Genomic DNA, 23,654 nt, shown 5'->3' on the forward strand with positions numbered 1-23,654 from the left:
GGGTGGAGCAGCTCGGTAGCTCGCTGGGCTCATAACCCAGAGGTCGCAGGTTCAAATCCTGTCCCCGCTACTGAAAGACGAAGGCCCGGATTCTTTCGAGGATCCGGGCCTTCGTCGTGCCGTGAAACCTTCCCATGTGGTGGGCGTGAAGTGCGGTTCGCAGGGCACGAGTTGGGTCCAGACGTGTTTGACTTATCTCTCTGTGGGCATGTCGACAAAACGCTGAAGTGACCTCACTGGCCGCGGTATACCAGGTGTACGCGGGTTGCAGGTGGTGGGACGATGGTATTTATGGGGGACAGGGCAACTCTGTTGGAGACAGGGCGGTTTGTGCAGCGGCGCGTCCATACGATGGAAAACGTGACGAACGCGGCTTTTGTCGCTGACGCTGCGAGTAACGCCGTGATTGTTGAGAACACCGAGACCGTGGAAGGCGTCGAGGTCGCGGGGGCGGCCGGGATCACGGGAGTCGCCGGGACCGTGGCGGCTTCCGGCGAAGCCGAGAGCACGGAGAGTGCCGAGACCGAAGCGCGGCACCGCCGCGCCGCCGACGCCGGGGACACCGCGTCCATGAGCGTCCTCGGCGCCCTGCTGTTGCGCCGTGGTGATCTGAACGGCGCCGAGCCCTATCTACGGGGAGCCACGGCCGACGGCGACCGGGCCGCCGCCAACAACCTGGGTGTTCTCCTCCATCAGCGCGGCTATGCCGACGAGGCGGCCGGCTGGTGGCGTATCGCCGCCGTCGCCGGTTCCGCCGCTGCCGCGCACGCCCTGGGCCGCCACTACCGCGAGCGCGGCGACGAGCCCGGTGCCGAGTACTGGCTGCGTCAGTCCGCCGAGCAGGGCCATGCGCTGGGCGCGTACGCCCTTGCCGACCTGCTGGAACACCGCAGCGACGTCGGCGCCGAGCGCTGGTTGCGCGCCGCCGCCGAGCAGGGCCACCGCGAGGCCGCCTACCGCCTGGCACGCGCCCTGGAGCGCAGGGCCGCCGCCGACCCGCACGACGCGTTCGGCCGTCCCGGGGCGGACGCGGGGCTCGGGACGGGCATGGGGCCCGGTCCGCGGGCGGCCGGTGGTCCCGCGACCGGTACACGTAAGGCGGGCGGGACCGCCGCGCGCAAGGACGACGGACCCGTGGCCGGTTCCGTCACCGGGCAGGTCGGTGAGGCCGAGCAGTGGTACCGGCAGGCCGCCGCGCGCGGGCACCGTCGCGCCGCCCTGCATCTCGGCGCCATCCTCGAACGGCGAGGCGAGCTCAAGGAGGCCGGCCGCTGGTACCTCACCTCCGCCAAGGACGGCGAGGCACGGGCCGCCTGCGCGCTCGGATTCCTGCTGCGCGATGCGGGCGACGAGGAGAGCGCCGCGGTGTGGTGGCTGCGCGCCGCCCAGGACGGTGACGGCAACGCCGCCAACGCCCTGGGTGCCCTGCACGCCGCCCGTGGCGAGCAGCAGACCGCCGAGCGCTGGTACCGCGCCGCCATGGACGCGGGCGACGTCAACGGCGCGTACAACCTCGGACTGCTGTGCGCCGCCCAAGACCGTACTCCGCAGGCCGAGCAGTGGTACCGCCGTGCGGCATACGCCGGTCATCGCGAGGCCGCCAACGCGCTGGCCGTACTCCTGCTCCAGGCGGGGGACGCGACCGGTGCGGAGCCCTGGTTCTCCAAAGCCGCCGAGGCGGGCAGCGTCGACGCCGCCTTCAACCTCGGCATCCTGCACGCAGGGCGCGACGAGGACCGGGCGGCGCTCGGCTGGTACGAGCGGGCCGCCGCCGCCGGGCACACGGAGGCGGCGCTCCAGGTCGGCATGGCGCTGCTGCACCACGGCGAGGAGCAGGAGGCCGAGCGTCATCTTCGCTGCGCCGCGGGCGGCGGCAGCGCCGAGGCCGCCTTCCGGCTGGCCGGGGTGCTGGACTCGCGGCAGCCGCCGCCGGGACCGCCCGCGCTCGGCGAGCCGATGCCGGAGAAGACCGAGTGCGAGGAGTGGTACGAGCGGGCCGCCGAGCAGGGACACCGCCGTGCCCAGGTGCGCGTCGGCATGCTCGCCGCCGCTCGCGGCGATGTGGACAGCGCCGCCCGCTGGTACCGCGAGGCGGCCGAGGCGGGCAGCCGCAACGGCGCCTTCAACCTCGGGCTGCTCCTCGCCCGCGAGGGCAGCGAGCGCGAGGCCGCGTTGTGGTGGAGCCGCGCCGCGAACGACGGGCACGGGCGGGCCGCGCTGCGCCTCGCCCTGCTCGCCGCCCGCCGCGGCGAACTCACTGAGGGACAGCGCTGGTGCGCACGGGCGGTCGAGCTGGGCCCGGCGGAGGTCGCCGAGCGGGCAGCACGGCTGCGCGAGGCGCTGCACCAGGAGCTGACCGCGTAGGGGAGCACGCGGGCGCGGTACGGGGCGTGGCGCCGGCCCTGGCGTCCTACCCGTCCGAGCCGGTGCAGGGCCGCCGGACATGCCGCACGGCACGAGGATGTCCGGCGGGTCCGGCGCCCTGCACCGGTCAGCCCCGTCACCTGCGATCCCTCCCCGAGCCCCCCGGCTCCCTGTGCGAGCCGGTACGCCGAGTCTCCGCGGGCCGCCGCCCCACCCCGCGGAAACGGATTTGCGCTGGTCGGGGGCGTCACGTAATGTTGTGTTCACCGACGCGGGGTGGAGCAGCTCGGTAGCTCGCTGGGCTCATAACCCAGAGGTCGCAGGTTCAAATCCTGTCCCCGCTACTGAAGGCAGAGGGCCGGATCCTTTACAGGGATCCGGCCCTCTGTTCATATCCGAGGCCATCGCCTCAGAGCGTGTGGCCCACCGCTTCCCCGTACGTCGCCCTTGCCGATCACGCGGTCCACCTCGTGATCTTCCGCTTCTTCGCCGACGGCACTGGAGCCCGGGGTCTCGCTCGCACCGGGCCTCTCGCGGCGTCTCAGGCCGTTGCCGCGCAGTTCGGGCAGATGCCGCGGTACGTCACCTCGACATCGGAGACCGTGAAGCCGAAGCGCTCGTCGGCCGGCAGGTCCGCCAGTGGATCGCCCGCCGGGTGCACATCACGGATGGCACCGCACCGGGCGCAGACCAGGTGGTGGTGGGGACGGTGCGCGTTCGGGTCGTACCGCTTCGCCCGGCGATCCGTGGAGACCTCGATGACCTCGCCGAGGGTCACCATCTCACCGAGTGTGTTGTAGACGGTGGCGCGGGAGATCTCCGGCAGCTTGGCGACGGCCCGGGCATGGACCTCGTCGGCCGTCAGGTGCACATGGTCCCCGTCGAGAACTTCGGCCACGACGCGCCGCTGCGCAGTCATGCGCCAGCCGCGTCCGCGGAGCCGTTCCAACAGGTCACTCATGGAAACAAGCCTAACAGTGAGGGGACCCTGGTCCCGAACGGGTGTGACTTTAGATGTTTACTTGACTTGGACTTAGTCCATTGTAGGATCGAGATCGGCATACGCCAAGGGGCAGGCTGTGCGGACATCAGGACATGACGGATGTGCAGGAATGACGCAGGAGGCGCACGTGACGCAGGGACCGCTCACCACCGAGGCCGGCGCGCCGGTCGCCGACAACCAGAACAGTCAGACCGCGGGCGTCGGCGGTCCGGTCCTGGTGCAGGACCAGTCGCTGCTGGAGAAGCTCGCGCATTTCAACCGCGAGCGCATTCCAGAGCGCATCGTGCACGCCCGCGGCGCCGGTGCGTACGGCACGTTCACGCTGACCCGCGACGTCTCGCAGTGGACGCGGGCGAAGTTCCTCTCCGAGGTCGGCAAGCAGACCGAGACGTTCCTGCGCTTCTCCACCGTCGCGGGCAACCTTGGCTCCGCCGACGCGGTGCGTGACCCCCGCGGCTTCGCGCTGAAGTTCTACACCGAAGAGGGCAACTACGACCTCGTCGGCAACAACACCCCGGTGTTCTTCATCAAGGACGCCATCAAGTTCCCGGACTTCATCCACACCCAGAAGCGCGACCCGTACACCGGATCGCAGGAGGCGGACAACGTCTGGGACTTCTGGGGTCTGTCGCCCGAGTCCACTCACCAGGTGACCTGGCTCTTCGGTGACCGCGGCATCCCGGCCACGCTGCGTCACATGAACGGGTACGGCTCGCACACCTACCAGTGGAACAACGAGGCCGGCGAGGTCTTCTGGGTCAAGTACCACTTCAAGACCGACCAGGGCATCAAGAACCTCACTCAGGCCGAGGCGAACAAGCTCGCCGGCGAGGACCCGGACAGCCACCAGCGCGATCTCCGCGAGGCGATCGAGCGCGGCGACTTCCCGTCCTGGACCGTGCAGGTCCAGATCATGCCCGCGTCCGAGGCGGCCACCTACCGCTTCAACCCGTTCGACCTCACCAAGGTGTGGCCGCACGCGGACTACCCGCCGATCGAGATCGGGAAGCTGGAGCTCAACCGCAACCCGGAGAACATCTTCGCGGAGACCGAGCAGTCGATCTTCAGCCCCGCGCACTTCGTGCCGGGCATCGGGCCGTCCCCGGACAAGATGCTCCAGGGCCGCCTCTTCGCTTACGGCGATGCCCACCGGTACCGCGTCGGCATCAACGCCGACCACTTGCCGGTGAACCGTCCGCACGCCACCGAGGCGCGTACGAACAGCCGGGACGGCTACCTGTACGACGGCCGCCACAAGGGTGCGAAGAACTACGAGCCCAACAGCTTCGGCGGTCCGGTCCAGACCGACCGTCCGCTGTGGGAGCCCACCACGGTCACCGGTGAGATCGGTACGCACGAAGCCCCCAGCCACGCCGAGGACAACGACTTCGTGCAGGCCGGAAACCTCTACCGGCTCTACTCCGAGGACGAGAAGGCGCGTCTGATCGACAACCTTGCCGGGTTCATCGCCAAGGTCTCGCGCGACGACATCGCCGAGCGCGCGATCAACAACTTCCGTCAGGCCGACGGCGACTTCGGCAAGCGACTGGAAGCGGCGGTCCAGGCCCTGCGCGCATAGCGCCCCTCCCGGCACCAGAGCGCATCCGCCGCGTACCGGCTCTCCGGCGGACGATGGGCCTGTCCCTCTTCACCGAGGGGGACAGGCCCATCGGCCGTACGTACGTGGGGGCGCTCAGCCGACCAGCTCCACCGGGTGGCGCCGGGCCGGTGCCCAGCAGCGGATGATGTCGCGGACCGAGACGATGCCGACGGGCCCGTGGTCGTCCAGCACGATCAGATGGCGGAATCCGCCGTGTGTCATGGCCTCCGCGGCCTTTTCCAGGGTCCAGCTGGGTGCGGCGAAGACCACATCGTTGGTGGTGTGGGTGGACGCGGTCTCGGTATCGGGGTTCTGGCCGGAGCCGACCGAGTTCAGGATGTCGCGTTCGGTGAGGATGCCGATCCCGCTGGTGTCCCGGTCGAGGACAACTGCTGCCCCGATGCGGCGTGCCGACATCAGTTGGGCCGCCTGGCGGAGCGTATGGGTGGGGCCGATAGTGAGAACCATCGTGCTCATGGCGTCACGGACGAGCATGAAGGGAGCCACCTCCTTCGTGAAGCGACTGCGTGAGTCGATTCACAAGTTCACAAGTGGGGGGACTCTCAGCGTTGCATCCTTGGGGGAGTCCAACAAGGGGTGCGTGGAGATCATTCGAGGGGCGCGCGGTAGTGCACCACACGCCCCTCGGAGTCCTCGCGCCTTGTGACGGCCCGGGATCAGTAGCGCTGGTATTGAACCGACCCTCCGGCAGGGTGCGGCATCGCTCTGCAACATGCCGGAGAGCTGTGTGGTTGTGGGCGTCCTTGGTCGTTGTCGGTCATGGTTGGGCCCCCTCGGACGGCCCACAGACGGCCCGGAAGAAGGCCAAGCGCACGAAGAGGAAGTTCAAGAAGGAGGGCTCGAACACTCCGCCACGGGCGACGAGTGTGAGGAACACGGGGGAGGAACGCGGCGCGGTCTTCACGCGGCCCGACGGCCGGCCGCTCGACCCCCGGGTCTGCTGGGAGGAATTCAAGGACCTCCTTACGGAGGCGAGCGTCGACGACTGCCGCCCCCGCGACGGCAGCCGCCACACAGTCGGCACGATCCTGAATGAGCTGGGCGCGGACATGGTCACCATCATGGAGATCCTCCGGCACACCCAGATCTGCCAGACGAGGCGGTACGTCAAGGGCAGATCCCACCTGCCGAAGGACGCCATGCCGCGCCCCGCATGGTCCACACCTTCATGCCCGGCCCGGAACCCACGACTGAGATCACGAATCCGGCCGAGGACCGACGCGTGGCCAGCGCCCGACTCCGTCGCCGCATCCGCTAGACGCAAAAGCCCAGCTCGGACACTGTCTGAGCTGGGCTTTCGTAGAGTCGCCTGCCGTACTCGAATCCGAGACCTACGCCCCAGGCTCCCGTCAGGCGCCGAAGAACCGCGCCAGCAGCACCTGGGCGAGCAGCCCACCGCCGGCAAAAGCAGCTCCCTTGAGCACCTGGACCCCCAAGGTCCAGCGAAGGAAGCGGAGGCGACGCCGGATCTTCCACCAAGGGGCGATCGGCCTGACCTCGCCCGCTGCGCCGCGACGGCGCAGCCGAGCAGCTCGGACCTTCCTGGCGAAACAGGTCAGGACAGCCTTACTCTTCAAGTTGGAACTCCTTGTTAGCCATCGATCTAACGGGACGTTCACGCAGGGGAGGCTCCGGCCGCGGTTTGGCGACCTCTTGGACCGGGCCTTCCCTGCACCCCCCCCACGCCGGAGGTGCGCGGCAGGTGCCATCAATTGCGGGATAGGGCACCGCAAATGCGCCGCTACACACCCACAACCTCCTTTTCCGACTCGTCGCATAATTCACCACAGGAGACCCTAGCGGGCCCCGCTGAAGGCCATCACGATTTTCACCGAATCCTTTCCCGCGGATTCAGCAGCACGAAGAATGATTTCCATTTCCTGTGTCATCCCCGCGCTGGCGAGGGAACTTGCGGCGGCGCCGATTTCCCCCTCACTCAGCCCCACGCCCAAGCTCCACAGAAGATTGACCTGGTCGGCGGGAGGCATCTCTGCGAGGCGCTCGGGAAGGCTCGCATCCTGCTGGGAGGTGTCAGGGGACCGGCGCAACGCCGCAGTGCCGCCGGGCGACTCTCGACCGGCGGCCGACAGAGAGGACCGGCGCAACGGTTCGCCGACAGTGGCCCGCAAGCGGGATCCCTTGCCTTCGCTGCAGACGCAGCCGCCACGGCACCGGCGGCACATCGACTTCCGGGCAGCCTGAAGCAACCCGTCAAGTTCCACGAAGCTGCAGCTCAAGGACGTCTCCGGCGAACAGAGCGCCCCATCAACCGCCAGGTCGTACAGCTTCCTCAGCGCCTTCGGAACAGGGAGCCGCCGTCCGGAGAGCCAGTGGGACAGGAGGGACGGCGAGATCGCCAGCACCCCAGCCTTCACCTGCATCGTGGCGCCGGGCTCGACGTAGGGGATGAGGCGCTTGAGTGCACAGGCGAACGCCTGTACCTCCTCCGTAGCCCCCGGTACGCAGGTACTGCTGATGGACCCAAGTGACGGCATGTCAAACGAACCCCTTTGGTCGCCCAATATTGCCCTCGGATACTGGAAATTGAGAGGACTCTATCCCGCCACCCCGCACCGAGGGCGCCGTTTGCTGCATTTCTCTGACTACATTTCAGGTAAACAACTCAACCACCATAAACCCTGAAATAAGTGGAGGAAACGGATCTTTACAAGACTTCAAAGAGGTCGCCCTTGAGTAAAGATCCATAATTACTGGAATGGCTACGCACGATCGTGCTAGTAATGAATATCCGCAGTCGACTGCCCAGCAGCGGCACTCACACCTCCCGGTGGGAGGGACCCTCTGCGAATGGAGCCACCATGCCGTCCTGGCAGGATGCCGGCCTCGGAACGATGAAGCGCGTAGCCCTGTGGCTCGTCTCCGAGATCGGCGAGGGGAACACCTTCACCAAGGAGCAGTTGCGCGAGGCGTTCCCCGGGGTTTCCCAGGTGGACCGACGGATGCGCGATCTCAGGGACTTCGGCTGGAGGATCCACACAAACAGGGAGGACGCGGGGCTGGACTCGCACGAGCAGCGATTCGTGGAACCTGGTGACCCCGTCTGGGAGCCTGGCCGCGCCACGCGCAAGACCGGCACGACGGCGATCGGAGCCGGTCGTCGGCGCGAAGTCCTGAGTAACGACGGGAACATGTGTAGGTCATGTGGCATCACGCCCGGGGAAATCCATGCCGGTACCCACGAGGCGGCCCAGTTGGATATCGCCCGCAGGGAAGTGGTCAAGCCTGACGGCACCAGGGCCATCGAGCTGGTCACCGAGTGCAAGCGGTGCCGGGTAGGTGGCCGGTCCTTGACCGCGGACCTAGGCAAGGTTCTGAAGGAGACTGTCGGCCTCAACCCGATCGAGCGCAAGGTACTGTCCGGCTGGGTCGCGGCCGACCAGCGCCAGTTCAGCCGCCTGGAGCAGATCTGGAGCGACTACCGCTCCCTGCCGGAGGCTTCGCGGGCCCAGCTCCGTGCGGAGCTGGGCTTCGACTGAGCCCAGCGGAGACGCAGCACATCCCCCGCGGAAGAACGCGAACGAAAGCAGGAGCGAGTACATGGCCAAGGACGACGGACTGCCGCCGGGCGCCGAGGAGAATCGCGCCCTCGTCCGATCCCGGCTGGACGAGATTGCAGCCGGCGACGGTCCCCGCGAGACGTTCACAGTCGACTGGCGGGGGACGCCCGAGCACCTGGATGTCATCCAGATGCCAGTGGGGAACCTCTGCTACAACCCCGCGACCCACCGTATCCGCGCACAGTCCAGTCATGATCCGACGCGGGCCGAGATGCTCGCAGACGATCCTTGGAGTACCAGTAGCCAGGCGTATCTGGACCATCTTCTGCAGGCGCTTCCCGCGAACCCGACACGGACCGATCCGGAGTTCGACGAGCTGGTCGCGAGTCTGAAGGAATATGGGCAGACCGAACCGGGTCTGATCACCCACGAGGGCGTCCTGGTCAACGGAAACACCCGCCGCGCGGCCTTGATGCAGCTATACGGCCCCAACCACGCCATGCGCGTCGCCGTGCTCCCTGCTTCGTGCGACTGGCAGGACATCGCTGCGGTCGAGCTGTCCCTGCAGCTTCGGAAGGAGCACCGGCGGGACTACTCGTACATCAACCGATTGCTCGCAGTACAGGAACTCGTGGACCAGGGGACGCCTCTCAGCGTAATCGCCGCGACCTTCCGTACGACCACGGACCGCTGCCGACAAGACCAATGGGTTCTCGCCCGCATCGAGTCCCTGATCGAGCGCAGCAAAGGTGCAGGCGAGCGGCTCTCCCTGGTCGCCTTCGAGGAGCAAGCGGAGAAGTTCCGCGAACTCCAACGCGCGTACACCAAGCAGCACGCCGCCAACCCGGAGAAGGCAGAGTTGCTGCTGGAGAACCGTCTGGCTGCCATGCTCCTTGGCTTTTCCAAGACCGATGTCCGGTTCATTGAGCACGATTTTTGCGACCGCTACCTCGCCAAGGTCCGGCCGGCTAACGAAGCCCCAGCCGCATCGTCGGCGAGTGTGGCCATCCCCGGCTTGGGGCGAGCGGTAAAGGGCCCGTCTGTCGCCCTTAACGCGGCCAGGGCGCTGACAGACGCCGTTCTGCACGCAAGGGCCGTCAGTCAGTTGGGCAGCACAGCCCCCCAAGAAGTCACCGCGAAAGCACAGAAGGAGCTCACAGAGCTCCGCTCGGCTGTGGACGAGGCTATCTCCGATGCTGGGCGGGACGCCCGCATCAAGAAGCGGAAGCAGGCTGCACCAGCTCGCTTGGCCGATGCCGGACGCGACGTCGAGCTGTGCGTCACTGACCTCGTAATGTCCAGGGCATCGCAGAGTCTCGACGAGGAGGCGTTCGACGACGCCGTCACCGACCTGCGGCAGAAGCTGGAGAAGCTCGCGAACGAGGCAAAACGCACGGTGCAGCAGCCCGGCGACGGGGTGACCTGGCTCCTCGAGGTGTTCGGGAAGGCTCGTTAGGTGGCCGAGCCCAGTCTGACGATCGGCTTTGATGTCACCCGCACTCAAGCCGCATTGCGAACCGTGCCCGAGTACCGCGGTCCACTCGGGCAGATGATCGCCAGCTTCCCCAGTGGCCGGATGACCGACAAGTTGTCGGCAGCTGTCCCGTTGGACAGCTTCGTCGCCAGCATCAGTGCGCTGGGAACCTGGCCTCAGCCCGAAGGGGTCGTCTGGGAGGACGATTTCCGTCTCCTGGTCGAGGAGTTGCTCGACACAGCAGACACGGCAGAGCGCCTCCTCAGCGGTACGGCCGACGAGGACAGCATCGAACCGGACGCTGTCCCTGCCTTGTTGGGTGACGGCTGGACCGGCCCTCTTACCCCGTTCCAGAGGCGCGACATCGCCCGCCTTCTGTCCATTGGGCATGGCGCCAACTTCAGCGTCCCCGGCGCCGGCAAGACCCGCGTTTCCCTCGCTGCATTCTCCGCCCTCCGCACCCGCGGAACGGTGGCGCGCATGCTCGTGGTGAGCCCCAAGTCCGCCTACGACGCATGGCGGGAAGAGGCTCGGCAGTGCTTCTCCATACCTCTGGACGTTCAGGTGCTGTCCAAGGAAGTGCCTGCTGCGGCCGATGTCATCCTCGTCAACTACGAGCGTCTGGATCGGTCTCTCACCGCGCTCTCCCACTGGTTGAAGGCCGCGCCTGCGATGCTGGTCCTCGATGAGGCGCACCGGATGAAGCTCGGCGGAGCCGGAGTGTACGGCGCTTCCTGCATGGCGCTGGGCCCGCTCAGCCGCGTCCGGATGATTCTCAGCGGGACGCCCGCACCCAACGGCGCCAAGGACTTGGAGAACCTGCTTTCCTTCGTCTGGCCGGGGCATGGGCGGCGAGTCGTTACCCAGGCCGTCGACGGCGGGGATCTGGCGCACGCCAGCCAGGTGCTGCGTCCTTTGTACGCCAGGACGACGAAGGGGGAGCTGGGCCTCCCGCCGGTGGATACGCGGATCCGCCGTCTCCCCATGCCGCCGCTGCACCGCGAGATCTACGACGCGCTAAAAGGCAAGCTCTCGCCACGTGCGGCAGCGAACAGGAGCGACTTCGAGTCGCTCGGCAAAGCAGTGCTGCGACTGCTGATGGCGGCCACGAGCCCGGCCCTGCTTGTCGCGGGCGCTACACGCCATGAACCTCTGCATTTCAGGGTCCCGCCGCTGGAAGTGTCAGAAGGGGATCCCCTGTCGGTATTGTTCCGGAAGCTTCCCGACTACGAGCTCTCCCCCAAGTACCAGGAGACACTCTCCATCGTCTCCGCCAACGCCGCCGCTGGACGCAAGACTCTCGTGTGGGCAAGCTTCGTCCGCAGCATCACCTCGCTTCAAGCGCTGCTGGCACCGTTCGCACCCGCTGCTGTCCACGGGGGGACTCCCGATCGGGAAGCGGAGTTGCTCCGTTTCCGGGAAGACCCAGACTGCGCTGTCCTGATCTCAAATCCGGCGACCCTCGGCGAGGGAATCAGTCTCCACCAGGTTTGCCATGACGCGGTCTACGTAGATCGCGACTTCCAAGCCGGCCGATTCCTGCAGAGCCTCGACCGCATTCATCGCCTCGGCCTCACCCCAGATGTCGAGACGCGGATCACCGTCCTCGCAGCTGAAGGAAGCATCGATGATCTGGTCGCCTCACGCCTGGCGAAAAAGCTCGACTTCATGGGCCGGATCCTCGACGACCCCGAAGTCCAGCAGCTGGGCGACCCCGAAGAGGAGGTGCCGCTGGCTGCCGGGATGAACGCCGCCGACGTCAGGGCTCTCCTAGAGCACCTGGGGTCTGGGGCGGCTTAGCACCGACGGAGCTTGCGATCCCGTCTTTCGAAGGACACTGTGTGGGCACGGCCGTGCCCACACGGAGCCCGAATGAGACCACGCACGGCCGCGCGGCCTGCATCCGACAACTACGCCACAGGGGCCAAAAGCAAAAGCCCCAGGTCACGGCGAGTGAACTCTGAGGCCTACACAGAGCCGCCCTCGGGATTCGAACCCGAGACCTACGCATTACAAGTTGTCCGATCTTGGTCCACCGGCGTCCACAGGCATCCACCACGAGAACGAAACACCTGGTCAGTGTTGATGTCGGACGACCATGGACGAAGGTGGACCACCCCAGATTTCCCGTCAACTGAGACCACAACTGAGACTGAGGAATCTTGAGACCGCTGGCTCCTGCAGGGAGCGTGCCCGGCCTCATCATCGGCGATCGTGCCAGCGACGAAGTCCCCGATTCCAGGCAACTCTCGCCGCCGCTCAGCCGATACTGACCCGACATGGGGAACGCGTACGCTCCGTGCTGGAGAGCGAGACATCCAGCCGGCCTGCAGAGGGGACTGAGATGGGGGTACGCAGTAGGTCGTCGAGCAGAGAAATGTCGACGGTCGCCGTTGGCCACGAGAGTCGGCGGGCCCTGCGGTGACGGAGTTCACTTTCGAGGCGATAGGGACCGGATCCGTCGCCGCCCACCACATCGGGGCAGCGATCACCGGCCCGGTCACCGTTCTGACGGCCGAGTTGCTGAACTCGGCGCGCGATGTCCAGGCACCTGCCGGACTCACCAACCTGCCGCCGCTCCCTCTGTGTTTCGGCCGCACAAGCGAGCTGGGCTGGCTGCGCGGCACGCTCGGGCAGCGGGCCGCCGGGACTGCCGTCGTCCAGGGCCTCGGCGGCGTCGGCAAGAGCACCCTCGCGCTTGCGTATGCCCACAGACACCGTCGCGACTACACCGTGATGTGGTGGATTGCCGCCGCATCGCCCGTCCACATCGAGCAATCGCTGGCCGACCTCGCTCTGCGACTGATCCCCGTGTGGGCCGGCAGCGCGTCTACCGAAGAGCGCGCCGCCTGGGCGATGTTGTGGCTGCAGTGGCATCCGGGGTGGCTGCTGGTCTTCGACAACGTTGAGGATCCGGCCGATCTGCAGCCCTACGTCAGCACGCCTAACGGCCACGTCATCGCCACCAGCCGACGGTCAGCTAGCTGGCCGACCTCCGTCGCAACGCTGGCCCTCGACGTACTCGATCTGGCTGCAGCGAGTGAACTCCTCTGTAGGCAGGTGCTCGGCGCGACTTCGCCGACCCACCGTCAGATGCATGAGACCCGGGCCCTCTCCGCTGACCTGGGGCAGCTTCCTATCGCACTGATGCAGGCCGGCGCCTACCTCGCGCAGAACCCGACGATCAGCATCGAACGTTACCGCCGAAGGCTGGTAGGCGCGTTAGACAAGGCTCCCGAAGGTGTAGACCCAGAGCGCACCGTCGCCCGGATCTGGCGCCAGACGATCAGCGCCCTCATGGAGCGCAACCCCCTGGCAGTCTCCGTCCTGTCCACACTGGCGTGGCTGGCCCCCGACGACATCCCAGTTGAACTGCTGACCCCTATCGCCGACGACAGCGACGACCTTCACGAAGCCCTTGGGATGCTTGCTGTCTACTGCATGGTCTCCCTCACCCAGGACACGGTGAGCATCCACCGACTCGTCCAGACCACACTCCGGAACCAGTCGCCCCTCGGTGACACAGCGCCAGCCGGCAGGCTGGATGCCGAACGGCTGCTGTGCGCCGCGGTCGCCCCACTGGGAGAACCGCCCAACTCTGGCCGGTCTCCCGCCTGGGATCGGCTGCTCCCGCACCTCGTCGCGCTCGCGGCCACCACTCCTGACGGACACGCTGACACCTTTCCCGCCGGACGGTACGCGAGCGCTGCGAGCTATCTCCATGACCTCGGTCACGACGCCCGCGCCGTTCCGCTGCTCACGGCGGCCCTCGCCCGCTGCGAAGCGCTCGCCGGCGCCGAGCACGAACTCACCATGAAGGTCCGCGCGAACCTCGCCAACGCCTACCACGGAGCCGGGGACTTCGACCGGTCCATCGCGATCCTCGAACCGATGGTCGCCCAGTGCGCGCAGGTACTTGGCGACTCACATCCGGGGACGCTCACCGTCGCCTCCAACCTTGCCAACTCCTACCGTGACTCCGGCGACCTGGCCCGTGCCATCGCACTCCACGAGGAGACGTTGGCCCGGCGTAGGCAAGCACTTGGCAACGACCACCCCGACACTCTCGTCAGCTGCGAGGAGCTGGCCCGCAGCTACCATGCGTCCGGCGACCTGGATCGTGCTGTCTCTCTGCATGAAGCGACCCTCATGCAGTACGAGCGATCCCTAGGACCAACCCACCCTGCCACGCTGACCAGCCAGAACGGCCTAGCGGCGGCCTGCCTCACCTCAGGCGACCTGGCCCGCGCCATTCCGATGTTCACCGCAGTCCTCGCCCAATGTCAGCAGGCGCTCGGCGACAGCGATCCCGAAACCATCACCAGCCGGAACAACCTTGCCTACGCCTACGCGATAGCCGGACGCCCCGACCAGGCGGCGCAGCATCTCGAAACGGCCCTGGCCCGGTGCGAGGAGGTGTACGGCGAGGCGCATCCGGAGACCATTGCCGTCCGCGCGAACCTCGGCTGCGCCTACCGGGACACCGGGGACCCGACCCGTTCGCTTCCACTGCTGGAGACCGCGGCCGCGCAGAGCGCCCATCTGCTCGGCGACGCCCACCCCCAGACCCTGACCACCAGGAACGGGCTGGCGCGGGCGTACCAGGCCGCCGGCGACGCCGGACGGGCGATCGCCCAGTACGACACCGTCCTCGAGCACCGTGCCGCGCTGCTCGGCGAGACCCACCCCCATACCCTCGCCACCCGAAGCGGCCTCGCGACGGCCCACCTCGCGGCAGGCGACCCGGCTCGCGCCGTCCCACTGTTCGAGACCGTCGTTGCCCAGTGCGAGCAGGTCTTCGGCGAGTCCCACCCGGACACTCTGGCCAACTACATCGGTCTGGCGGACGCATTGCGCGAGACGGACGATCCGGCGCGGGCCGTGTCCCTTTCGGAGTCGACGCTGGAGCGGTGCATACGATCGCTCGGCGAGGACCACCCGCACACCGCGGTGTGTCGGAGCAACCTGGCCATCGCACACCTCACAGTCGGCGACGCCCCGCGCGCCGTCCAGCTCCTCGAAGCCACCGTGCGGAACGTCAGCCTCATCTTCGGCGATACACACCCGCACACCGTCACCAGCCGGACGAACCTGGCCGCCGCCCACCTCGAGTCCGGCAACGCAGCACAGGCAGTCGCCGTCTTGGAGGGTATCCACGCGCAACTCACGTCCGAACTCGGCGGCACCCACCCGCAAACACTCCACTGCACCGCCTTGCTGGCCCGCGTCCACGGCAGGTCCGGCGCCCTCGCCCGGGCGACCGAACTGCTGGAACACAGCGTCGCGCTCACCGAGAAGGAACTCGGCGCCACCCACCCAGACACACTCGAGCAACGGCAGTACCTGGCCGAGATCTACCGGGCCAACGACCGACCCGATCTGGCCGTGCCGCTGTACGAAGCCAACCTCGCCCATTGGCAGCAGACCCTCGGCGAACACCCGAATGTCCTGAGCGCCCAACTCACCCTGGCGGACACCCACCAGGAGGCCGGTGCACACCGAAGGGCGATCGCCCTCTATCACGCAACCCTCGACCGGATCGAGCCCGTCATGGGCCCGGGGAACCCGCTCATCACACAGATCCGCGCAAGGATCGACGCAGCCGAGTACGCCACTTCGCGGTCTGACCGTTAGTAATCCATTGAAGCTCTCCGTTTCCTGGTCAGCGGCCTGACAGTCGGGAGCGTAGCCAGGCCGCGACAGGGGCAGGAGGGTGTTCGCTTGGCTCGCGTGGAGTGAGGCCGGTCGACGGTCCGCGAATGCAGAGTTGCCGCGTGCGCGCTGGCTGGGCGGCTTAGTCTGTTGCCCTGGCCTCAGTCAATGACAGGATTTCAGGGGTGGGTTGTGGGAGCGGAGATCGTGCAGTTCTTGGAGCAGGCAGGGCCGTATCTAAGCGCGGCCCTGGGTGCCTATGGTGCGGGGGTACTGGCCCGAGCTGAGGACGCTGCGGTGGGAGCCACGGCGAACGCAGGGCGCAGTATTTTGCACGCGGTCTGGCGGCGCCGGAGCCCGGCCGGACGCCCCGAGCTGGAGGCGGCGGTGCGTGAGGCGGCCGAGGAGCCGGAGGACACCGATGCTGCAGCCGCGCTGCGTCAGCAGATCAAGCGGACGATAAGGGAGAATCCGCAGTTGCTTGCCGAACTGGCCGCCCAGCTTCCCCCGGCCGGTGCGGTGACGATCACCGCGTCCGGTGAACGGTCTATCGCCGCACAGACAATCGGCACGGCCGTCACCGGAGACAACACAACGATCCGTCCGTGACCCCATCGCCTCGAGTCACCAGCCCGTGGCAGCAAACCGAATCGAAGCTGCCACCTGCTACTGAACTGTCGCGGTGTCGACGGTGGTAATCGTTGAGCGACCTTCCAGTGCCCGGGAGGGCGCTCGTGTGTGAACACCGCGCAAGGAGTTGTCGGATCTTGTTCCGCGGCCGTCCGGGGGCGTCCACCAGGCTCGCGTTTCCGCAGCTCATCAGCATGGCGGACAGACCCGCACCGTCCCGGACACCTGCGGATCGAACCTCGAATGAGACTGGCTCCAACGGCCCCCTCGGCCGCGAGGACCTAACCACCGCCGTACTAGCCTGACAGAGGCGACGCGAGGGCAAGTGCATTGTCATACCCGCCCAGTAGGCTCCGCTCATGGAAAAAGGGGCCATCTCGCGCGACGACATCCTGAAGACCTTGCAGGAGTACGACGAACTCGGAGCGGAGTCGTTCCTCGAGTTGTACGGCTTCAAGCCAGCCCGCAAGTTCCTCATCCTGCATGACGGCAAGGAGTACGACTCGAAGGCAGTCGCAGGAGTAGCCCACAAGCACGCCCAAGGGAGGGCACTGTCCTGGGACGAGCTCAGCGGCGGGGTAGGCCACGCAGTCGACTGGCTCAAGCGCGAAGGCTTCCAGGTCGGAGTGTCGCGCAGCCCCAAGTGGACCCGTGACGAGCTGATCCTCGCGTGCGATGTCGTCGCCCGTAACGGCTGGCAAGGACTCCCCTCTTCGGACCCGCGGATCGGAGAGCTGTCCGACCTCCTGCAACTCCTCGCTGCCTACCCGCCGGAGCAGCGCGCGGCCGAGTACCGCAACCGCAATGGGGCAGCGTACAAGAGCCTCAACATCGCCAGCTTCCACCCTGACTACACGGGCAGGCCAACAAACGGCGGGCAGCTGGACCGCGAGGTACTGCGCGACTTCCTGAACCGTCCGGCAGAGATGGCACGTGCAGCCGAGCTTCTTCGTGAGGGACTGCGGTCTGGTGAGCTCCAGCCCGTACCACTGCCCGAAGACGAGGACTTGGACGACGACGTCAGCGCGCCCGAGGGACGCGTTCTCTACCGACGCCACCGGACACGCGAACGCAGCAAGGGGCTCCGCAAGAAGAAGATCGCGTCGGTTCTCAAGCAGGGAGGCACCCTGTCCTGCGAGGCGTGCGGGTTCGACTTCCCCAAGGTCTACGGCGAGCGGGGCGAGGGCTACATCGAGTGCCACCACGTAGTGCCGCTCCACGAGGCCGGAGAAGGCACCACGAAGTTGGCGGACCTCGCGCTGATCTGCTCGAACTGCCATCGCATGATTCACCGCAGTGCCCCATGGCCCACGCCGGCCGAACTGCGCCTACTGGTCCAGGAGCAGACCAGTATCCAGGGAGCAAAGCTACCGAGACCGCGCTCCGCGACAGAGACCGCCGAAGCGTGACGGTTTCAAGACCGCTACATGCGGACGCGTGAGCTTCTGAACTGCCCATTCGCTACGACTTGGCCCCGGTGGCGCTTCGGTGGCCCGCACCTGGCCCACAGCCCCGCTGAGGGGCCATGCTCTTGGCGGCGAGCCGGGCCAGGCCGACACCCGCTTTATCGCGCTGGACGCCGGAAGGGTGGAACGATGATATTCGCTTTGATTGACTACTGGAAATATCGGAAGCAGAAGGGTAAATACTCAGACGCTTCCCTTGAGGCCAATGGATGGGTGCGCGCCACGGAAGATAATCTTCGGCACATGGCGGACGATAGGCACTCCCTCGCCCAGACATTTTTCATACACCCGCGCCGCTCTCTAGTTTCTTGGGCGATTATGTACGCGCAAGGTCCGGGCGCCCTAACTAGCCATGTGGGAGTCATTGTAGAGGAACGCAACATCTGCGAGGCGCTCATTTCTAGGGGTGTCATCAAGCGTCCCATTTCCGCATACGCTGACGGCTTTAGCTATTTCCGAGTGTCAGATTTCAGTTTCCCTCGTGAAGTGCAATTGAAAATCACCCAGACAGCGGAAGGATTTATTGGAACTCCGTATGATCTGTCGCGCATCGCGAGACATGCCGTCGCCATTCTGAGCGGCTGGGATCGAGGCGGGAAGGCGAATTATTCAGCTTACGGAGATGTTCTGATCACGTTGAGTGTCATGGCATTTCCGCGCTTTCGCTTGAATAGATTTGCGAGATATGCGATCCTGCTTTATTTGCTGACGGTTTCAACGGGGCGGTTCCGTCGCGCGATGCCTCATCGGGGAGAATGGAGTCGACCTCAGGACTTGGCTCGCAAAAAGTCGTATGCGGATGAATGGGAATCTCAGGGGGAGCTGTGAGTGATGAATGGGTCGAGCAGGCGGCCCGGCTGACTACAAGCATTAAATCTGCCATGCGGCCCCATGGGGGTAAGCGTGATTCTCTGCTGCATAACGGAAGTACAATGGCAGCAATGGCTGCCACTACCGCGGCAACTATCATCCCTGAAGGATTCTCTCTCTGGGGTCGAATCGCAGCAGGCACCGCAACATTTTTGATTGCCGTCGCGCGTGCGCTCGATTTTGGGGCCAGATGGAGATGGCACCTTAATATGCGTTCAAGGTATGCAGTTTTGCTGGATCGCGTTGATCAAGTTGCGCTGCTACCGGCTGATCAGAGATCAGATGCCCTGAGTAGGGTGTACGACGATCTGTTTAAGGTGCGAGCCCTTGAGCGAGGTATTCCCGGCTCGGGGACTGCGGTGGGTGCTCCCCAGAACGGTCCCTAAACCGCACTGGGAGAGCCGCGTCCGCTGCCTGACCAAGGACTGCCCTGCGACGGAGGAAACCGTCACGACCAGGGCGTTCGCGTCACGTCGTAGACGGTCTTGAAAACCGTCGTGGCAGCGATGTCACCGTGGGTTCAAATCCCACACCCACCGCAGGTGAACGGCCCTTGACCAGCCAGCTTGGTCAGGGGCCGTCGGCATGTCCAGCGACCGCGATCACCCGGTGCTCCCCGTGATTTCCCGCTCGGTCGGGCACGGAAGGGGCACGGAGGCCACGTAAAACTCCGCTGGGCCCCGGCCGCACCTCGGATTTCGCGATACGGGTTTGGGGGGTGGACAACGCGGTACAGCATCGCCACACTTCGTGGACGATCATGCGCAGCTGTGGCTGTATGGGAATGGTGGGGATGGTCGATGGGGCGACCGCAGAGCGAGGGCTTGCCGCTGGAGTGCATCCGCTACCGCTTGACGCGCCTTCAACGCTTGCTGCCCATGCTGCCCGCCACTGTGATCATGGCGCCCTTCCAAGTGTTGATCTGGTTGGACGGGGGGCCGGTTGGTCCTCCACTCGTGGCAGTCGTGCTGCCGTTCGTGCTGCTGATCACTTCGCGGCCGTTCGGGGTCACTCTCGCGCAGTCAGCGGCCGTCGTGCACAACCTGCGCCGCCGGACCATTCCCTGGGCCGACGTGCAGGCCATACAGGTCGAGTCCATCTTCGGGGCCCGGACCGTCGTGATCTACGAAGCGGGCGGCCGCCGTACACGCCTGCGGGCGCCGATCACAGGGTTCCTCAACTGGGATCGCACCTTCGAGGAGAAGTTCCACATCATCGGCAGATGGTGGCTGGATCACCGCGGACCGGATTGGGCTCCTGTCCCGCCGCCGGGGGCCTGGTGGGGTGGTCCACCGGTACCCGGCGGGAACTCTTTCGCCCCTCCTGCCTAGTTTCGGCTGCTGTTCAGCGTCCCGGACGGCGGGCTCAGTGGCCCACTCAAGCGCCGGCACAAGTTGAGCACTTGTTTGGAAGACGCCGTATGCGGATGGCCGCTGACCTGGCGACTGTCTGACCTGGTCCGGAGCGAGGTTAGCGCCGCCGTTTCCCGTGAGTCCCCGCTGCGTCCCTTCCGAACGGGCACGCAGCGGGCACGATGAACCTCTCTGTGATGCGAACTGTCGTCGCGACGGTCACCGAGGTCTGTCGGGCACGTCAGTCGGCCGCCTGGGGCAGATGGCGGACAGCCGTCGCCACTGCCTCCTCCGCAGTCGTCGTCTCGGCGAGGACCTCACCTGTGTAGCTGGTGCTAACGGTGTACGGCTTCTCCCGATGAGCGTTCAGGCACATCGGAACGATGGTGAGGTCAGGGCGGGTACTGGTAGAAAATCGCAGCGTCCAGTGGCTGGTGAACGGGTAGAGACGCCGCAGCGCCGGCTCGGCATACGCCGCCTCTATGAGCGCGTGGTACTCGGGCCAGTCCAGCTCGCCGGCTTCTGTGCGCAGATGCTGCCACTCGGACTCGGTCAGTTGCGCCGGATCGTGTTCTGCCAGTTCGTAGCGTCCGGTGAGATGCACGAACGGCGCCGCTCGCTGGATGTCGGCCAGCTCCGCCCCTTCGTGCCAGGCTTGCGCAGCACGGACGACCTGGGTCAGGTCCTCCGCCTGTCCATCGACGAGTGTCAAATCTTGGAAAGCCTCGCAGCCGCGGATCGACCACCGCCGTTCGGCCACCCACCCCGAGATGCCCAAGACCGTCCGGTGTGGAACCGTGCTCTCCACAAAGGCATAGAGCAGGGGGTCAGACTCCGAGATCTGGAACGGTACGGAGATGCCGTCCCTGGCCGCAACGGTCTGGAGCGCTGCGGCGAGGCTACCTTCGGCCGCAACGTCGGGATAGAGAGCTGCTGGATCAGGGGACTTGGTCATGGATCAAGATTGTGCCGCAGCCACTCGAACCAGAAGCCGAAGAAGTGACACGCCGGGCCTCCGACCTGCGGTCACGTCATCGATGAACGCTGTGACCTGCTGCTGAGCTGTCGGCAGTTGTCAGCGTTGGTCATCGATGAGCGTCCTCCCACGGCCCCGTGACGGCCCCGGGAGGGCGCTCTGCTGTGCGACGACGTCCGCTTTAGGAGTACTGCAACCGCCCCGGAGACCCTTTGACTCCTACCCGTCCCGCCGTTTTGCGGTCCTGTCTCGGCGGAGGTGGACGGCTCCGGTGATCCAGCTTGCGAGCAGCAGGGCACAAGCGGACTCAAGCATTTGGAAGTAGCGCTCCCCATCCGTGATCAACTCGGCCGCGTACAACCCCACCTCAAGGCTCCCCAGCACGAACAAGCAAACCGAGGCGGTAGCAAGGGAGGCACGTTTCTTGCCGGTTATTGATCCCTGTTGGGTATTTGGCATGTCCTCATGATGAGCGGGGCCAAGCAGCATGGCTAGACTCTTACGGCTCTGCTGACTTAACAGCAACGCCGCTGCTTGCCCACGCGGTCAGTGGAGTCTCAAATACCCGATCAAGCGCCAGCGCTGCGGGTCCTGGAGCACTTCGACCTGTTGGAGGAGCGGTGGACGATGAAGCCGAGCTGCGTGAGGCGGAGCGACGGTGGAGACAGAAGCTTCCATTGATCTTCCTCCTCGCGGGTATGGGCTCGTTCGTTACGTGGCTGTTCACCCACTAGCTCGATCAAGCCGCGCGTACCCTCTTCACCTTGCCCACCACCGTCCCCAGTTTCCATCCCGTCCGCCTTCGGCCCACACACGGTGGAGCGGGCGTGGTTCAGGGCGTCAAGGTGGAGCGCGCCACTGTACGAACGACCTTGACGCCCTGGGCCGCGACTGCTCGGCTCTGCCTGGGTCGAAGGTGGTCGGGATGGGAGCCCCACGACGCTCGCCACGCTCCGGCCGGCACTCGCGAACGGCGCCCCGTCCATCCCGGAGTCTGAGCGCCCCCGCCGGAGGCGTGTCTTGAAGCCGCGGGCTTGGTTCTCGTCTTATGCCCCCGGGCCTATCCACTGTGGGCGCGCGTCGGCGCAGCGCGCGCAGAGCGGGCCGAAGGCAGGAGCGTTGCGCGGAGCGGAGCCGGAAAGCGCGCCCGGCGGAGCGGAGCGCAGCCGGGTGCCTTGACTGAAATAGGGAAAGTTCTACCGCGCTCGCACGGTGACGGCTTTCAAGAGCGCTGCGGTTCCAGCGGCTTCACTGCATCTGACTGGCCCACAGAGCCCCTAATTCGCCGGCACGAGGCGGCTCGTAAACCCTTCGGAACACAGATGCTCGTAGGCCGCGGCAACGGAGTCCGGCACCTCTTGCCTGATCATGAATCCTTGTTCCGGGTAGATGAGCAGACGCTGCTGGGCTCCCACGAGCATGTCCAGAACGAGACGCGGGTCCCCGATGGAGTCGGCGTACTCAGAGAGCGTCATGGGTGCCGACGCGCTGACGATCTCGACTTCCGGCCAGAGTCTGCGGGCTGTCGCGTAGGCCCGTCGCTCCTCGTACGGCTTGCTCACGAGCAGCACGGATGACACGTCGATGCCTCGCCCTGCGAGCAGTTCGCGTGCGAAGGTGACGTTCTCGCCCGTGTTCCGCGCTTTCGGTTCAACGAGGATCGCCGATGCGGGAACACCGAGTTCCAGCGCCCGCTCCCGATAGTGCTCGGCTTCCCCTCGGGGCATCCGGTCGCGTGTCGTCCGGCTGGTCGCCCCCGTGAAGACGATCAGCGGGAACATGCCGCGCCGGTACAGATCTACCGTCACGTCTGCCACACCCAAGTCATGACTGCCGAGACCGATGCCGACCGAGCAGGGCCGCGGCTCGTGGTCCATCTGCTGGAACTCCCAGAGCCGCTGAGCATCAGACCACGCCTGCGCCGAGATCACTGGGCTGCTCCTTCCGCTGAGTCGGGGACCTTGAAGTCGTATGCCCAGGCGAAGCGGCTCGCTGCGTGAACGCCGATGGCGAACTCCACCACGGTCCCGTCCGCCGTGTACGTGGTGCGGTGGAGCTCTACGACCCACTCGCCGGGCGTCAGCTGAAGTAGCGCCGCCTCCTCCGACGCCGCAGGGCGCGCGAACAGCTCCTCTCGCATGTGGTCGATTTCGTACCCCGCGTCATAGAGCACGCGGTACCCGCCGCCCCTGCCGGCCGGGCCCGGCGTCGGGTCGACAAGCCGCGTCCCTTCGACATGCTCAGGGCGGTAGTAGCTGGTCAGGGTATGCGTCGGCTGGTCCCCCTCCTTCACGAGGCGGGCACGCGCGTACACCTCAGAGCCTTCCGGCAGACCGTGCGCCGCCGCTACCAGCGGCGTGGCCGGCACACGGCTGACGTTCTGCGTCTGCTCGCCACGCTTGTGCGCACGGCCCGAAGCCACGCGGTCGGCAATGAACGCGACCTCATCACCGTCGCGCCATTTGGCCTTGTCGTACCGGGCGATGCCGAGCCTCTTGAGTGGGGCTTGCTGCCGCACGACGGTGCCATGACCTCGGGAGGAGGTAACCAAGCCTTCGGCTTCCAGGGCCTTGTAGGCCGCATGAACCGTGGACTTTGAACCTTCACCAGCCTCGACCAGGTCTCGGATGTGCGGCAGCTGCTGACCAGGGGCGTACTCGCCCCTCTTGATCTGCTCGGCCAGCTTGTCTGCCAGTTCCCGCCACTTGGGTGCCACGCGAACTCCTCT

The 23,654-nt window shown here is 66.3% G+C and carries 17 protein-coding genes, 1 tRNA gene and 1 pseudogene; 12 read left to right on the forward strand and 7 right to left on the reverse strand.

Features of this window, described 5'->3' with window-relative positions:
* Nucleotides 1-282: 282 nt before the first annotated feature.
* Both AB0915_RS14315 and AB0915_RS14320 read left to right on the forward strand, forming a co-directional pair.
* Nucleotides 283-2,364 (forward strand): sel1 repeat family protein, encoded by a 2,082-nt coding sequence (locus AB0915_RS14315; RefSeq protein ID WP_366691370.1) that lies wholly within the window; start codon nt 283-285, stop codon nt 2,362-2,364.
* A 270-nt stretch (nt 2,365-2,634) separates the two neighbouring features.
* A tRNA-Met gene (locus AB0915_RS14320) sits at nt 2,635-2,708 on the forward strand.
* Nucleotides 2,709-2,905: 197 nt separating this feature from the next.
* Here AB0915_RS14320 and AB0915_RS14325 read toward each other — a convergent pair.
* The gene (locus AB0915_RS14325; RefSeq protein WP_266981714.1) at nt 2,906-3,325 is read right to left on the reverse strand and encodes a Fur family transcriptional regulator; all 420 of its coding nucleotides are present in this window, start codon (nt 3,323-3,325) and stop codon (nt 2,906-2,908) included.
* 151 nt (nt 3,326-3,476) lie between these two features.
* Between AB0915_RS14325 and AB0915_RS14330 the strand changes: the two genes are divergently transcribed.
* The gene (locus AB0915_RS14330; RefSeq protein WP_366691371.1) at nt 3,477-4,946 is read left to right on the forward strand and encodes a catalase; all 1,470 of its coding nucleotides are present in this window, start codon (nt 3,477-3,479) and stop codon (nt 4,944-4,946) included.
* A gap of 114 nt (nt 4,947-5,060) precedes the next feature.
* Here AB0915_RS14330 and AB0915_RS14335 read toward each other — a convergent pair whose 3' ends face one another.
* A complete protein-coding gene (locus tag AB0915_RS14335) occupies nt 5,061-5,462 on the reverse strand; it encodes a CBS domain-containing protein (RefSeq protein ID WP_366691372.1) in 402 nt (133 codons plus the stop codon).
* Between the two features lie 410 nt (nt 5,463-5,872).
* Here AB0915_RS14335 and AB0915_RS14340 point away from each other — a divergent pair.
* Nucleotides 5,873-6,246: pseudogene (locus tag AB0915_RS14340) on the forward strand (tyrosine-type recombinase/integrase); the annotation flags it as partial.
* Between the two features lie 91 nt (nt 6,247-6,337).
* Here AB0915_RS14340 and AB0915_RS14345 read toward each other — a convergent pair.
* Both AB0915_RS14345 and AB0915_RS14350 read right to left on the reverse strand, forming a co-directional pair.
* Nucleotides 6,338-6,565, reverse strand: a complete 228-nt coding sequence (locus AB0915_RS14345; RefSeq protein WP_366691373.1) for a hypothetical protein — start codon at nt 6,563-6,565, stop codon at nt 6,338-6,340.
* Nucleotides 6,566-6,784: 219 nt separating this feature from the next.
* Nucleotides 6,785-7,483, reverse strand: a complete 699-nt coding sequence (locus AB0915_RS14350) for a hypothetical protein (protein WP_366691374.1) — start codon at nt 7,481-7,483, stop codon at nt 6,785-6,787.
* Nucleotides 7,484-7,807: 324 nt separating this feature from the next.
* Between AB0915_RS14350 and AB0915_RS14355 the strand changes: the two genes are divergently transcribed.
* The 8 genes from AB0915_RS14355 (at nt 7,808) to AB0915_RS14390 (ending at nt 19,929) form a co-directional block, all read left to right on the forward strand.
* A complete protein-coding gene (locus AB0915_RS14355) occupies nt 7,808-8,485 on the forward strand; it encodes a hypothetical protein (protein ID WP_366691375.1) in 678 nt (225 codons plus the stop codon).
* A 61-nt stretch (nt 8,486-8,546) separates the two neighbouring features.
* The gene (locus AB0915_RS14360; RefSeq protein ID WP_366691376.1) at nt 8,547-9,962 is read left to right on the forward strand and encodes a ParB/RepB/Spo0J family partition protein; all 1,416 of its coding nucleotides are present in this window, start codon (nt 8,547-8,549) and stop codon (nt 9,960-9,962) included.
* Complete coding sequence (locus tag AB0915_RS14365; protein WP_366691377.1) at nt 9,963-11,780, forward strand: DEAD/DEAH box helicase; 1,818 nt, start codon at nt 9,963-9,965, stop codon at nt 11,778-11,780.
* A 621-nt stretch (nt 11,781-12,401) separates the two neighbouring features.
* Entirely contained in the window at nt 12,402-15,614 is a 3,213-nt protein-coding gene (locus tag AB0915_RS14370) for a tetratricopeptide repeat protein (protein WP_366691378.1), read from the forward strand.
* 210 nt (nt 15,615-15,824) lie between these two features.
* Nucleotides 15,825-16,241 carry a hypothetical protein gene (locus AB0915_RS14375; RefSeq protein ID WP_366691379.1) on the forward strand — a complete coding sequence of 139 codons (417 nt, stop codon included), beginning with the start codon at nt 15,825-15,827 and terminating at the stop codon, nt 16,239-16,241.
* Between the two features lie 380 nt (nt 16,242-16,621).
* Nucleotides 16,622-17,671, forward strand: coding sequence for an HNH endonuclease (locus tag AB0915_RS14380; RefSeq protein WP_366691380.1), 1,050 nt, complete (start codon nt 16,622-16,624; stop codon nt 17,669-17,671).
* Between the two features lie 198 nt (nt 17,672-17,869).
* A complete protein-coding gene (locus AB0915_RS14385; protein ID WP_366691381.1) occupies nt 17,870-18,556 on the forward strand; it encodes a hypothetical protein in 687 nt (228 codons plus the stop codon).
* A 998-nt stretch (nt 18,557-19,554) separates the two neighbouring features.
* A complete protein-coding gene (locus tag AB0915_RS14390; protein ID WP_366691382.1) occupies nt 19,555-19,929 on the forward strand; it encodes a hypothetical protein in 375 nt (124 codons plus the stop codon).
* 262 nt (nt 19,930-20,191) lie between these two features.
* Here the strand turns inward: AB0915_RS14390 and AB0915_RS14395 are convergent, their stop codons facing one another.
* From AB0915_RS14395 to AB0915_RS14405, 3 genes are all read right to left on the reverse strand, one after another.
* Nucleotides 20,192-20,905: a DUF6193 family natural product biosynthesis protein gene (locus AB0915_RS14395; RefSeq protein ID WP_366691383.1), complete on the reverse strand. Its 714-nt coding sequence runs from the start codon at nt 20,903-20,905 to the stop codon at nt 20,192-20,194.
* A gap of 1,298 nt (nt 20,906-22,203) precedes the next feature.
* A complete protein-coding gene (locus tag AB0915_RS14400; protein ID WP_366691384.1) occupies nt 22,204-22,857 on the reverse strand; it encodes a YdcF family protein in 654 nt (217 codons plus the stop codon).
* On the reverse strand, nt 22,854-23,642 hold the full coding sequence (locus AB0915_RS14405) for a GntR family transcriptional regulator (RefSeq protein ID WP_366691385.1): 789 nt from the start codon (nt 23,640-23,642) through the stop codon (nt 22,854-22,856). The genes AB0915_RS14400 and AB0915_RS14405 overlap by 4 nt, the downstream gene beginning before the upstream one ends.
* Nucleotides 23,643-23,654 lie beyond the last annotated feature (12 nt).

The sequence above is a fragment of the Streptomyces sp. NPDC048411 genome, assembly GCF_040704695.1.
Taxonomy (GTDB): domain Bacteria; phylum Actinomycetota; class Actinomycetes; order Streptomycetales; family Streptomycetaceae; genus Streptomyces.

Excerpts from the sequence above, each read along its gene's own strand:
- AB0915_RS14395 (WP_366691383.1), bottom strand. The coding sequence starts at position 20,905 with ATGACCAAGTCCCCTGATCCAGCAGCTCTCTATCCCGACGTTGCGGCC.
- AB0915_RS14360 (WP_366691376.1), top strand. The coding sequence starts at position 8,547 with ATGGCCAAGGACGACGGACTGCCGCCGGGCGCCGAGGAGAATCGCGCC.
- AB0915_RS14350 (WP_366691374.1), bottom strand. The coding sequence starts at position 7,483 with ATGCCGTCACTTGGGTCCATCAGCAGTACCTGCGTACCGGGGGCTACG.
- AB0915_RS14315 (WP_366691370.1), top strand. The coding sequence starts at position 283 with ATGGTATTTATGGGGGACAGGGCAACTCTGTTGGAGACAGGGCGGTTT.
- AB0915_RS14330 (WP_366691371.1), top strand. The coding sequence starts at position 3,477 with ATGACGCAGGAGGCGCACGTGACGCAGGGACCGCTCACCACCGAGGCC.
- AB0915_RS14335 (WP_366691372.1), bottom strand. The coding sequence starts at position 5,462 with ATGCTCGTCCGTGACGCCATGAGCACGATGGTTCTCACTATCGGCCCC.
- AB0915_RS14380 (WP_366691380.1), top strand. The coding sequence starts at position 16,622 with ATGGAAAAAGGGGCCATCTCGCGCGACGACATCCTGAAGACCTTGCAG.
- AB0915_RS14355 (WP_366691375.1), top strand. The coding sequence starts at position 7,808 with ATGCCGTCCTGGCAGGATGCCGGCCTCGGAACGATGAAGCGCGTAGCC.
- AB0915_RS14325 (WP_266981714.1), bottom strand. The coding sequence starts at position 3,325 with ATGAGTGACCTGTTGGAACGGCTCCGCGGACGCGGCTGGCGCATGACT.